The sequence below is a fragment of the Neobacillus sp. NPDC093127 genome (genome assembly GCF_044754175.1).
GTDB lineage: Bacteria > Bacillota > Bacilli > Bacillales > Cytobacillaceae > Neobacillus.
The window spans coordinates 69,825-83,227 of sequence record NZ_JBIVOP010000001.1; the positions used below are offsets into that span (position 1 = coordinate 69,825).

Annotated in this window: 11 protein-coding genes; 1 reads left to right on the forward strand and 10 read right to left on the reverse strand. The window is 42.3% G+C overall.

Annotated features, from left to right (window positions below):
* Position 1: 1 nt before the first annotated feature.
* From ACIQCO_RS00330 to ACIQCO_RS00365, 8 genes are all read right to left on the reverse strand, one after another.
* Positions 2 to 919: a C40 family peptidase gene (locus ACIQCO_RS00330; protein ID WP_400424398.1), complete on the reverse strand. Its 918-nt coding sequence runs from the start codon at positions 917 to 919 to the stop codon at positions 2 to 4.
* Complete coding sequence (locus ACIQCO_RS00335) at positions 912 to 2,012, reverse strand: dipeptide epimerase (RefSeq protein ID WP_400424401.1); 1,101 nt, start codon at positions 2,010 to 2,012, stop codon at positions 912 to 914. The genes ACIQCO_RS00330 and ACIQCO_RS00335 overlap by 8 nt, the downstream gene beginning before the upstream one ends.
* A 16-nt stretch (positions 2,013 to 2,028) precedes the next feature.
* Positions 2,029 to 2,952 (reverse strand): S66 peptidase family protein, encoded by a 924-nt coding sequence (locus ACIQCO_RS00340; RefSeq protein WP_400424403.1) that lies wholly within the window; start codon positions 2,950 to 2,952, stop codon positions 2,029 to 2,031.
* A gap of 94 nt (positions 2,953 to 3,046) precedes the next feature.
* A complete protein-coding gene (locus tag ACIQCO_RS00345; protein ID WP_400424406.1) occupies positions 3,047 to 4,681 on the reverse strand; it encodes a peptide ABC transporter substrate-binding protein in 1,635 nt (544 codons plus the stop codon).
* Positions 4,682 to 4,709: 28 nt separating this feature from the next.
* Complete coding sequence (locus tag ACIQCO_RS00350; RefSeq protein ID WP_400424408.1) at positions 4,710 to 5,708, reverse strand: ABC transporter ATP-binding protein; 999 nt, start codon at positions 5,706 to 5,708, stop codon at positions 4,710 to 4,712.
* A gap of 4 nt (positions 5,709 to 5,712) precedes the next feature.
* On the reverse strand, positions 5,713 to 6,666 hold the full coding sequence (locus ACIQCO_RS00355; protein WP_400424411.1) for an ABC transporter permease: 954 nt from the start codon (positions 6,664 to 6,666) through the stop codon (positions 5,713 to 5,715).
* Positions 6,667 to 7,599: an ABC transporter permease gene (locus tag ACIQCO_RS00360; protein WP_400424414.1), complete on the reverse strand. Its 933-nt coding sequence runs from the start codon at positions 7,597 to 7,599 to the stop codon at positions 6,667 to 6,669.
* A 13-nt stretch (positions 7,600 to 7,612) separates the two neighbouring features.
* Complete coding sequence (locus tag ACIQCO_RS00365) at positions 7,613 to 8,437, reverse strand: M55 family metallopeptidase (RefSeq protein ID WP_400424417.1); 825 nt, start codon at positions 8,435 to 8,437, stop codon at positions 7,613 to 7,615.
* Between the two features lie 277 nt (positions 8,438 to 8,714).
* On the opposite strand from ACIQCO_RS00365, the gene ACIQCO_RS00370 reads away from it, so the two are divergent.
* Positions 8,715 to 10,229, forward strand: coding sequence for a TerD family protein (locus tag ACIQCO_RS00370; protein ID WP_400424420.1), 1,515 nt, complete (start codon positions 8,715 to 8,717; stop codon positions 10,227 to 10,229).
* 41 nt (positions 10,230 to 10,270) lie between these two features.
* On the opposite strand, the gene selB is transcribed toward ACIQCO_RS00370, so the two are convergent.
* Positions 10,271 to 12,154, reverse strand: coding sequence for a selenocysteine-specific translation elongation factor (selB, locus tag ACIQCO_RS00375; RefSeq protein ID WP_400424423.1), 1,884 nt, complete (start codon positions 12,152 to 12,154; stop codon positions 10,271 to 10,273).
* Positions 12,155 to 12,253: 99 nt separating this feature from the next.
* Positions 12,254 to 13,237 carry a hypothetical protein gene (locus ACIQCO_RS00380; RefSeq protein ID WP_400424425.1) on the reverse strand — a complete coding sequence of 328 codons (984 nt, stop codon included), beginning with the start codon at positions 13,235 to 13,237 and terminating at the stop codon, positions 12,254 to 12,256.
* Positions 13,238 to 13,403 lie beyond the last annotated feature (166 nt).

The following is a 13,403-nucleotide window of genomic DNA, read 5'->3' on the forward strand; positions in this document are numbered from 1 at the left end:
ATTAGGCCTCCGTATCATTCCAGTAACGCCGTGCTGCACAAAGTTCCTGCTCGTAAATGGTTCCCGAAAGCGGAATAATTTCAACCGTTTTGCCGGTGTTCGGAGCGTGAAGCAGTTTCCCGTCACCGTAATAAATTCCGACGTGATGGATACTCCCTTTCCCTTCTTCATAGGCAAAGAACAATAAATCTCCAGGTTTTATATCTGTTGTGGCAACTGGTTTTCCTGCACTTGCTTGATCATGAGCATCACGTGGTATGACATAGCCATTTGCCTTACACATGGAATAGCTGAAACCAGAGCAATCATAGCCATAACTGCTCATCCCTCCCCAAAGGTAGGGCAGGCCAAGGAATTGTTCTCCAGCGGAAACAATATCGCTTCCTGTCCCTTTGTAACGTGCTGCTAAGGATTCAAAGACAACAATATTTTCCCAGCCTAATGCACCAATCCCATCCGGAGTTTTGACTAGTACCTGCGAATTCTCTTCTTTCATAAGCGGCAGCGTCGTTTGAAACGATACTTCCAAAGTACCGCCTTCTTTCGAAAGAATAGCCTTCGGTCTGTTTACAACTACCACAGGTCCGTTATCTAGAGTCCAGTCCTCATGACATTTCATTAATTGACATTTCGGAACCCAGCCAGGATAGCCGCTCTCATTTTTTGATGAAGGCTGATCCGGTATAATGATTTGAGCCCACTCCTCTTTTTCGTCTACCAGCAAAACCTCTTGACCGTATAAAAGCTGCGTTTGAACAAGGTTGTCTTCGCATAAACCTATCCGTGTTTCGTATGTTAAGCCGGATAACCATGCTTTTAAATCCACTGGGTTTGTGACCGCATCCCAATCAATTTCCCGGGGCGAATCAGCAGACGTCCAGACCGTAGCAACCGGAACAGTAACAAGCCATTTATCCAACAGAAACTCCCCCTTCAAAAATAACCCCTTTAATCCCTAGACCTGGCTCGCTTGGCATTGTGATCAGTCGCCCATTGTATTGGATTCCCCCATCAACAATTTCCTTCGCCAGCATCAGCGGGGCATCAAAATCATAGCGCGTTATATTTTGCTTACTTGCGGCAAAATGAGCGGCAGCAGAAATCCCAAGACGAGTTTCAATCATACTGCCGACCATGCACTCGACACCGCATGTTTCGGCAAGCTGGTTAATAATCTGCGCCTGATAAATCCCTCCCGCTTTCATCAGCTTGATATTTATTAAATCAGCACTTCTTGTTTTCAATACTTGAAAGGCCTGTTTTGGTGTAAACACACTTTCATCCGCCATAATCAGCGTATCGACATGGTCCGTTACTTGTTTTAGACCTTCGATATCATCTGCTTTAACAGGCTGTTCGACCAATTCAATCATTAAGCCGCTGTCCTCCATTTTGCGAATGGCCCGGATGGCATCCTTTGCAGTCCAGCCTTGATTCGCATCGAGGCGGATTTTGATTTCGTTCCCAACCCGGTTCCTCACTTCGCGGATGCGTTCGAAATCGGTGTCAATATCATCCTTGCCCACCTTCACTTTCAATACATTGAAACCTTGTTGGATATAAGAAACGGCGTCGTCGCCCATTTCTTCAGGCCCATTGACACTAACGGTGAAATCCGTCTCCAATTCCTGCTTATGCCCGCCAAGGAATTGATAAAGCGGCAGCTTGCAATATTGGGCTAAGCAGTCATAAAGAGCCATATCGACGGCTGCCTTTGCACTCGGATTCCCTACCAAAATCGTCTTCAATCCCTGAAATAGTAATTCATAGTTTAATAGACTTTTCTTTTCTAAAAATGGTTTTATGACATGGTTGATAGCCGATTCGATGCTTAAGAGGCTGTCTCCGGTAATCACAACGGTAGGAGGTGCCTCCCCCCAGCCAACAATGCCATTATCACAGCTTATTTTCACAAAAATAGCCTCTGCCGTTGTAACGGTTCTTAGTGCTGTTTTGAATGGTTTAATAAGCGGGACCGCGCCTCGGAATGTTTCAATTCTCTCAATCTTCATTTTATTTATCACTCCTTTACAAAATGCCGCTTTCCACAATCAGCGTTTTTTCCATCGTATTCATTGTCGCATTCACGCCTAGTGGTATAGAAATATGCGGATTACAGTGACCGATTTGGAATCCCTTTAAAGCAGGCTTGTTTGCACGCTCGAGATAATGATTGATTACCTCATCAAGTGTTAATGATTGATCCCTTTTTGATGTACAATCACAAAAGTCTCCTACCAAAATCCCGCTTGCATCATCTAGCTTCCCAGCCATATAAAGCTGATTAAGCATCCGGTCTACTGAACGCGGCTCTTCATTGATATCTTCAATAAACAACAGTTTTCCTTTTGTATCTATTTCAAATTTTGTGCCGAGTGTACTTACTAACAGTGACAGGTTGCCGCCTATGAGCGGACCGCTCGCTGTACCAGCAACTACCACCTCTAATGGAGAGAGCTGCTCAGTATAGGACAACGCTTCTGGATGGAACAATTGCAAAAATCCCTCCAGTGATAATGCGTGTGTATCTTCCTTCCCAATATCAGAAGCCAGCATCGGGCCATGGAAGGTAACGAGCCCTGTTTCTTGTCGAAAAGCAGTATGTAAAAAAGTAATATCACTATATCCCCAAAAAATTTTCGGATTTTTTCTAACGATTTCGTAGTCAATTTCAGCGGCAATTCGACCAGTTCCGTATCCCCCGCAGGCACATATGATTGCCTTTACCTCTTTATCTAAAAACATCTCATGGAGATCATCGAGTCTTTCTTGATCAGTACCAGCTAAAAAGCCGTAAGTTTCATTAACACTTCTTCCTTTTTTGACGATTAACCCTAAGTTTCGTAAATACTCAATCCCTCTTTCGAGATTTTCAAGGTTTGGCGGGCTTGCTGGTGCAATGACTCCAACAGTATCACCCTTTTGCAGGCGATTCGGCTTTACAACCTTCATCATAATAACCCCCTTCCAGATTTTAAGAAAAGGGATGTTCAAGCGAACATCCCTTTTCCCAGTTTTTCCAGCTCCAGCGCTTCCGCTTTTCTTTTTATTTTTTATCTGCGCCTTTTAACTCTAAGTAACCAACTGGATGTCGGACAATGCCTGTTACATTTTTATTTTGTAAATACACTTGATTGTAGAAGTGAATTGGAACAATTGGAGCCGCGTCGAGTAAAATTTTCTCGGCTTTATACATCATTTCATAACGTTTCTTCTCATCTTTTTCAAGCTTCGCATCCTTAATCAATTGGTCAAATTCTTTGTTGCTCCAACCTGTACGGTTCATCGGCGAGCCAGTAATAAAGTTTTCGATGAAGTTGATTGGATCCGCATAGTCTGCAAGGAACGAGCTCCGTGAGAACTGGAATTTTAACGCTTTTTGATCGGTTGCAAACACACTGCTTTCCATATTGGCAAGCTTCACGTCCACACCTAAATTTTCTTTAAACATTTGCTGCAGCGCCTCAGCAATTTTCTTATGCTGATCACTAGTGCTATAGGTTAAAGTTACTTCTGGAAGCTTCGTGTACTTTTCTTCTTCCATCCCTTTTTTCAACAGATCTTTCGCTTTCGTTACATCTGTTTTGATCAGGTCACCGCTCTTTTCACGGAAGTCATTACCTTCAGGATCTTTAAATCCGTAAGAGACAAAGCCGTATGCAGGCTTTTCTTGATTTTTCGTTACAAGTTCAACCATTTGCTTCTGGTCAACAGCAAGGGCGAATGCCTTACGGATATTCTCATTTTGGAAAGGTGCCTTTGTGACGTTAAAACGATAGAAATATTCTCCGGCTTGGTCTTCAACCTTTACGTCGCCATCTTTAAACAGCTTTTCAGCCATCTCTGATGGGACATCAGATGTATCCAGCTCACCTGTTGTAAACATTTGGTATTCAGTTGTTGGATCGTCTACCATTGCCCAATGAACTTTATCGATTTTCACATTTTTTGTATCCCAATATTTATCATTCTTGACCATAGTAAAATCACTATCATGGTTCCATTCTGCTAATTTATATGGACCATTTGCGACAAATGTGTTGGCTTCGGCAAACCATTTTGGATTTTCTTTGGCTACTTTTTCATTTATCGGGAAGAAGCATGGATTAGAAATAACACTTAAGAAATAAGCTTGCGGGCTGATTAGTGTTACTTCGAAGGTCTTTTTATCCACTGCTTTTACCTTTACATCATCTGCAGAACCCGCTCCGGTATTATAAGCCTCGCCGCCTTCAATAAAGTAAGCTAAAAAGGCTGCCGGTGAACTTGTATTCGGATCCAACAAACGCTTCCAGGCAAAGACAAAGTCATCGGCCGTTACGTCATCGCCGTTAGACCATTTTGCATTGTCACGGATATGGAATGTATACGTTTTGCCATCAGCGGAAACATCCCATTTTTCAGCTGTTGCCTCTTTTGGCTGATGTGTTTCGTCTAAGCGCGTAAGACCTTCCATAAGATTGTTTAACGAATTCCATGAAACAGCATCAAAGCCGATTGGCGGGTCAAACGATGTTGGCTCTTGGCCATTATTCAAGTTTAGAACCTTTTCTACCTTTTTTTCGTCTGACTTTCCTTTTCCATCATCTTTCTTTTCGCTGCCAGCGTCCTTGTTGGCTGTACAAGCGGCTAAAGCAAACATCATCATCACAGCGACTAACAAAACAGTAAGTTTTTTCATCTTCTTCCCCCTCGTTCAATTAATTATGTTATTTAAAGCTTGGAACCAATTTCTTTGCCCGTTCGTCCTGCAGCCAGCAATCAACCTGGTGCTGCTCGCTTAAATGCGTTTTAAACGGATAAACCCTATCACAAACCTCCATTGCATAAGGACAGCGTGCCGCAAAGGCACATCCTACAGGCGGTGAAAATAAATCGGGGGGTGTCCCAGGGATGGGAACAAGCTCTCCCTTTTCCGCATCTAGGCGCGGTACAGACTGAAGCAATCCCTTAGTATATGGGTGCTGCGGCTGATAAAAAATCTCCCGCCTTGTGCCTAATTCAACAATTCTGCCGGCATACATGACAGCAACCCGGTCAGCAACCTGGGCGACCACTCCCAAATCATGGGTAATTAAAATAATCGAAACCCCTGTCTTCTTTTGAATATCACGAAACAGCTCCAAAATTTGCGCTTGAATCGTGACATCAAGAGCAGTTGTCGGTTCATCGGCAATTAATACATCAGGCCGGCACACTAGCGCCATCGCAATCACAATCCGCTGGCGCATTCCCCCGCTAAACTGATGGGGATACTGCTTTAGCCGTATTTCCGGGTTAGGAATCCCAACAAGCGTCAGCATCTCAACCGCTACTCTTTTCGCCTGAGCCCTCGTTAGTTTCTCATGCTGGATAATCCCTTCCATAATTTGCTCGCCAATGGTAATCGTCGGATTGAGTGCCGTCATTGGGTCCTGGAAGATCATCGAAATATTGGCCCCGCGAATTTTCCGCAGCTCCGGTTCTTTCAATTTGATTAAATCCATATTTTTGAAAATAATTTCTCCGCCGCGAATTTTACCCGGGGGTTCAGGAATAAGTCTCATAATGCTTTGTGAAGTGACACTTTTTCCGCAGCCGGATTCCCCGACAATCGCTAATGTTTCCCCTTTATGGAGGTCAAAACTGACCCCGCGAACGGCTTTCACTTCACCGCCGTAAGTTGAAAAGGAAACGTGAAGGTCTTTAACCTGAAGAACTTTTTCCATGCTGTTACCTCCTCAACTTCGGATCCAGGGCGTCCTGAAGCCCATCACCTAATACATTAAATGCAAACATTGTTAACGATATAAACATCGTTGGGAAGAACAAGCGCCACCAGTAACCTGATAGAATCGTAGACAAACCATCATTCGCCATTACACCCCAGCTGGCATGCGGCGCCTGAATACCGAGTCCAATAAAGCTCAAAAACGCCTCGGCAAATATAGCAGATGGAATCGTCAGCGTCATTTGGACGATAATCGGTCCCATTGTGTTTGGCAATAGATTTTTCCGAATAATCCGTGCTGTTTTCGTCCCAAATGTTTTCGATGCAAGCACAAATTCATAGTTTTTAATTTGCAGGACCTGTCCACGGACAATCCGCGCCATCCCGACCCATCCTGTAATTGAGAGTGCTAGAATAATAGTGGTTAGACCTGGGCCAATGACAACCATTACTAGAATGACGACAAGTAAATAGGGAAGTCCATATAATATCTCAATAAATCTCATCATTAGGTTATCTGTACGGCCGCCTTTATAGCCGGAAAGTCCTCCATATACTACACCAATAATAAAATCAATGAGCGCAGCCATTAAGCCGACAAATAAAGAGATACGGGCCCCATAACAGGTGCGGATAAATACATCGCGGCCGAGATCATCTGTTCCAAACCAATATTTGCTTGATGGCGGTAAATTTTGCTCGGTTAGTTTTTGCGACTCAACCGTATGGGTTGAAAAAATCGGTCCGAAAATAGCCAATAACGCTAATAAGAGTAAGAAGATAAGTCCTGCCATTGCCAATTTGTTTTTCAAAAGCCTGTGCCACGAATCCTGCCAGTACGACAGGCTCGGCCTTACAACAGCTTCAGCCTCTTGTTTGTTTCGAACTTTTGGAACAAACCATTCATTTGGAACATCTGGCGAAATATTTTGTGCTTCTTGTTTACGCAATTCCATTTATTTCGCCTCCTTTTTATGGAGCTTAATTCTCGGGTCTAATAACCCGTACGCAATATCGACTAATAAAAGCATAAAGATCAAAATCGCACTATAAAAAACGGTTGTCCCCATTATGACTGGATAATCACGATTATTAATGCTATCCACAAAATATTTTCCCATCCCAGGGATGGCAAATATTTTTTCAATAACAAATGTCCCGGTTAAGATACTTGCCGCTAATGACCCTAGTACAGTTACCACCGGTAAAAGTGCATTTCGGAGGGCATGCTTAAAGACTATTTTGACCGGTGAAAGTCCTTTCGCTTTTGCCGTCTTTATGTAATCCTGGGTTAAAACTTCAAGCATGCTTGTTCGGGTTAAGCGGGCGATAATCGCCATTGGTCCTGTTGCCAATGCCAATATCGGCAGTACCATATGTTGGGGGCTGGACCAGGTGGCAACTGGGAAGATTGGCAGATTAACAGCCAACTGTTGAATTAACACGGTTGCCATGACAAAGTTCGGAATCGAAATCCCAAGTACCGCAATACTCATTGCCAGATAATCAATGATTCCATTATGTCTTAGTGCGGCGACCACACCTAGAATAAGCCCTGAAATAAGCGCTACAATCAGCGTATAAATACCTAGTTCGAACGAAACCGGAAATCCTCTTCCCAACATGTCATTAACTGTCTGGGATGATTTTTTAATCGAAGGTCCGAGGTCAAACTTGACCAATGCCTTTAAATAATTCCCGTATTGAACGATTAAAGGTTTATCGAGCTGATAATAGGCTTCAAGATTTTTTTGGATTGCCTCATTAGTTGTCCTCTCTTCATTAAAAGGTGAACCCGGCACGGAATGCATTAAGAAAAATGTCCCGGTAATGATGAGCCATAAGGTGATCAACATGGCAATCAATCGTTTAAAAAAGTAAGCTTTCATGCTTGACCCCTTTCTAACAGAATGTTGTTCTCATCGCTAATTCAGTCATTACGAGCATGGCCTGGTACGCTTCCAAAATATTTTTGGCTTGAAAACGAACCGTGGTTGTTCCAGGGATAATCTCTGTTCCCGGCATTAAATTTGCCCACTCTGCTTGTCCGTAATTGGCAAACTCTATTCCTAATAATGGACGGTCCGGCGGAGTAAGCGGTTTCACTTTTCCCATATTTTTTATCGCAAGGGCTGTTTTTTCGCGGAGGAGTTGTCCAGCTTTTACCGGAGTTAACGATTTTGCCGCTGACCGAGAGATCGTTTCTTTCACAATGGCCGTTGTAATACTTGGAATGAGTTGCTCTGCCTCATTTGCCGCACGATCATCCCCTGCGACCATAATAACTGGTACATCAAAATAACCTGCGACAAAGGCATTAAATCCTAACTCACCAACGGTAATATCATTTATGTACATATTGCGAACACCATAAATCATTGAATGGGACATAACTCCCGGTAAGGATGCACGGGCATGGTAACCAACAAACATGGCACCCGCATAAGATCCATCTAACCCTTGAACCATTGAAAAGGGTTTTACATCACCAGTTATTAGCTGTGTATCCGCGTGAAGCCTTTCAATTAACAGGTTGTTCATTTTCGAGTGGCTATCATTAACAACGACTTCCTCACAGCCTCCATCAAAAGCGGCAGTGACCACATGATTAGCCTCATCTGTCATGATGATCCTGCTTCGTTCATAATTAAGTTTATTGGAATCAACGTGGGTATGATCAACTAGACCCGTTATTCCTTCCATGTCAACAGAAATATATAGTTTCATAGACGATTTCCTTTCTCCTATTTATTTCAATTTATCTTACTATTATAAAATAACATTTCGTTTTATTCAAACTATTTATAAAATTCTATGTTAAGTGAGATAATGGTCCTACATACTATTTTTGGGTAATTTTTTGAAACTTCTCGCCTTCATTCCCGTATATTTAAATGTATGAAATTGGACTCTCCGAATGTCTTTCGGTTAGAAGTTTTTCTCTTTTTCAAAAAATAGAATTATAATGTACATATGGACAATATTCGATAAGGAGTGGAAATTTGTGGGTGTTTCGCTTAGCAAGGGGCAAAAAGTTGATTTAACCAAATCTCACCCCGGCCTGAAAAAGGTTGGTGTTGGGCTGGGCTGGAATGTTAGTCATTTAGGTTCTAATTTTGATTTGGACGCGTCGGCCTTTTTATTAGGCCAAACTGGAATGGTACAAAGCGACCAGGACTTTGTTTTCTATAATAATCCTTCAGGTGGAAATGGCTCCATAATTTATAGCGGCGACAACCGGATTGGTACGGGTGTTCGGGATGATGAACAGATTAGAATTGATTTAGACAAAGTCCCTGCTCACATCCATCGGATTGCCTTTACGATTACGATTCACGATGCACAGGTGAAACGGCAAAATTTCGGACAAGTAGCCGATTCCTACGTGCGTATTTTTGATGATGTAACCAATGAAGAATTATTAAGATTTAACCTTGGAAGAGATTTTACCGTTGAAACAGCAATTGTTGCTGCGGAAGTTTACCGTCATAACGGGGAATGGAAATTTAATGCAATTGCCAGTGGCTTTCAAGGGGGATTAGCCGCACTTTGCCGCAACTTTGGCGTTACAGTTGACGACCCGCCAGTGAGCACACCGGCAGCTCCGCCATCCCAGCAGCCAAATTACCAGCAGAGTCCAAGGAATACTAATGCCTATCAAGCAAGTAATCCTTACCAGCAACCTAATAATTCTTATCAGCAGCAAAACAATCTTAACCATTACCAGCAGAATCAAAATAACGTTAGCCCTTACCAGCAGAATCAAAATAGCTATAGTCCCTACCAGCAAAACGAGCCTGTCCAAAATTCATACCAGCAGCCTGCCTATGGGTATCCGACGCAGTCGGCCTTTCCATCAACTTCCGGCTCACGTCAGACGTATGGCGGTGACGACATTATTTGTCCGCGCTGCCATTCCTCGAATGTACGAACAGGGAAAAAAGGATTTGGTCTTGGCAAAGCGGCCATTGGCGGTTTAATCCTCGGACCTGTTGGGCTGCTAGGCGGTTTTATCGGACAAAACCAGCTTAAGTTTACTTGTAACAGCTGTGGAAGCACGTGGTCCCCTTCGCAAACCGATTATGCGGAATGGGCAAATAATCAAAAGCGGAAAGCTCAAGATGTGTTCAATCGATACAAAAGCCAGGACGTTCTCGAGGCAGTCGTTGCGGGATGCGCCCTAGTGGCAATGGCGGATGGTTACTTAGACGCTTCCGAACGCCAAAAAATGATGGAATTTGTTCATCAAAGTGAGGAATTACGAGTTTTTGATACCAATAAAGTCATTCAAAAATTTAACTTGTTCGTCGCAAGGATTGAGAATGACCGCATGATGGGTCGTGCCGAGGCATTTCGTGCCCTTGGAAAAATTAGAACAAAGCCAGAAATTGCCCGGCTAGTAGCCCGCTATTGTATCGCAATCGGCTACGCAGATGGAAATTTTGATAATAATGAAAAGCAAATGGTAGCAGACATTTGCCGGGAACTTGGACTGAACCCTGCTGAATTCCTATCATAAGAAAAAAGCCTTCACTCCCGATTTTTAGGAGTGAGGCTTTTTTACATTTTCCAAACTCGTTTGTTCTCTACTCTTTTCGTAAATCCCTTAGCATCCAATCTCTCTAAAAAGGGAATCATGTATTTTCGCGATAATCCAAGTACATCCTTTGCATCTCCGACCTCGAACTCTGTTCCCGTTTGACTCCGCAGTTTATCGACTGCTTCGCCAAACACTTCCCCGTGATAGGCAAACTGATCATCTAACTGCACGAGCAGCTGTTGGTCTTCGAGAAATCTCTTTAGGTCAAACTCTAAACTCTCAGGAATGCCTGCTCCTGAAAAATATTCCTTTAAATAGCGAACCTTCAAGCCGTCTCTCTTCAATTCTTCAAGCATGTTTTCGGTCCGCTTTGTCCAGCTTTTCGGCACATTAGGAATAAATCCTGACAAGGAAACAAATTGTTCTTTTCGTTTAAAAATACTATTCGTTATTCCATTTTCAACGACATAATCAAGCAGGGATTTAGGAAATCTTTTTTGCATTGTTTGTAAAAGCTCTGCCTTATTTACACCTGGTTTCATTGAATGAACAAGGTGGTAATCCTGTAACCGATCAAACATATCTTCTTCCAAAGAATCGATGAGCAATTGAAGTGTATATTCTTTACCATTGTATAAAACAAATTCGGCATCACCTAAATGTTCGGTTAAGGTTGCTTCATCCAATGCTGTCCGCTTAATCAACTCATTTAGAGGCAGACTCTTCGCTTCTATTAAAGCAGCCGTGATTCGTTCTTTCGGTGTGCCTGCTTTTTTCTTTTCAAGTTCCTCAATTGTTTGATTTCCAAACCGATACTTATTTCCGCGTGGATCAATTACCCAGCCGCCGCCAATTGTCTCTTGCGGGCTTGGCCTTCGTAAAATAAAGCGGTCCCCGCGTTTCGTGAGAATTTCCTCCTCAAGCCGAAGCTGACAAAGTACCTCACCATTTTCTTCCTTAATTTCATTACGATCAAAGAAAACAATCCTGCCCATTACCTCTGCCGTTCCGATATGAAGCTTGATCGGCATCCTTTGCTTCACCAGATGTTCAAGGTCTTCAACCATCCGAATGGCTACATCTAAAGTTTTTGTTACAATAAAATGCTCAGAAGAGACGAGGACATCGCCGCGTTCCAAATCTTCCTTGGAAACATTTGAAAGGTTGATCGCAGTCCGCTGACCGGCATATGCCTTTACCGAAGGTTTATGGTGCACCTGAATCTGCCTCGCTCTCACCTCGAGCCCTCTTGGCATGATTTTTAGTGCTTGCCCTTCCTCAACGGAACCTTCATACACAGTCCCACGAACAACTGTTCCTTGACCTTTCACAGTAAACACTTGGTCGATTGGCAGCCGGAATGCCCCTTTAACATCCCGCATTTCTTGGTCCTTTAATGTTTTAATAATTAATTCTTTTATTTCGTCGATTCCTTTATTTGATAAACTATCGACAAGCACATATGGAGCATCCTCAAACACGGTGCCTGATAGCTCTTCAAAAATATCTTCTTTGACAAGCTCAATAAATTCCGGGTCAACCCTGTCGATTTTCGAAATCGCCACTAAACCATTTTTCACACCTAAGAATTTTAAAATATCAAGATGTTCTCTCGTCTGCGGCATCACGCCTTCATCCGCCGCGACGACAAGGACAACGAGGTCAATTCCGGCAACTCCGGCAATCATTTGCCTGATAAAGCGTTCATGTCCTGGAACATCAATGACGGAAATTTGGATTTCATCATCTTCAAATAATGGTGCAAATCCGAGTTCAATCGAGATTTGCCGCTCTTTTTCCTCTTTTAAACGGTCTGTATCAATATTTGTGAGTGCTTTTGTTAATGAGGTTTTCCCATGGTCAATATGTCCCGCCATGCCAATCGTAAAATATCGTTTTTCCAAGATTGTCACCTTCTTAATCGATCTACCATTCTACTGTAGCCCTAATAATACATTTGTTCAAGAGAACATTTTTAGACAATCTGTTACTATCGCTATTCTTCAAATGATTCCGACCGTAATGATTTCACTTGTTTCCAGCTCCCCTGTATGTTCTTCATATAAAGTCCGAGCCCAATCTTGAATCCTTGCTGAATCCACAGACTTCCATTGATCGAGGCTCGGAATCACTTCTTTTCCAATAGCTAATTGAGACAATCTAGCCATGAGCACATAGGATGAGTATGGATGCGGGAATTTCGCATCATTCTTAGCTTCATAAAAAAATTTCTTTAGTAATCTAAACGTTTTCGGTTCATAAATTAGCTCAACCAGTTTGGCCCGGTATTCCAAATCTTTTGCGGGCAGATTAGGGAATCGTGCATAATCGCTTAGATGCTGCGCTTCATGTTTTAAATAACTCACTTGAAACTCGCTGCTTTCTATTGTTACCCTTTTTTTCTTAGGTCGTTCATCTACATAATAAAGACCGTCTTCTTTCGCCCAGCCTCCGGCAAATTTTTCGCCGAATGTTGCAAAATGAATCCAGCTTTGCATAATGAAATCCCTCAAAAAGTAAACAGTAACATCCTGTGTTTGATGAGGTAATTCAACCCTAAATTCCTTTTTATCTGTTGTCCTCCAAATATATGGTCCTCTGAATGGAGACGTCACACCGCCCAAGAAGCGATAGCCCTTTTGCTCAAAAATTGCTTCCAGTTTTTCTTCAAACAAATCCAGATTATCAATTAAATTCCCATCAGAAATTAATACTCCCAACGACTTAATTAGCTGATTTTCCGCTTCATTGACATTTTGCCCCATCAATACAGAAGTAAAGTATTGATAATAGGCCAAAACAACCTTTCTAATCCATGGATCATCCGTTTTAAAACGATATATTGGCTTTCTACCAAAAAAACGTTGGTAATACTTAGATTCTACCTGCTGATGTTTTTTACTTTTATTCGGAATTGAGTATAGATACTCATAAGCTGCCCGTACATCTCCCTGCAAACAATAGGCATAAAATTTTGACTCGTCCAATTTGGATCCCTCTCAATATTGTTTTTTTATTTTTCAGTTAACAAACTCCTTCTATAAATGATAAAATAAAGGAAACTGACAAAATTTTGTAAAATACTACTTTAGTAGATTGGGGAATAATATGATTAATCTTGTGAAAGTATAAAAGGAAGAAGAGAATATCCTA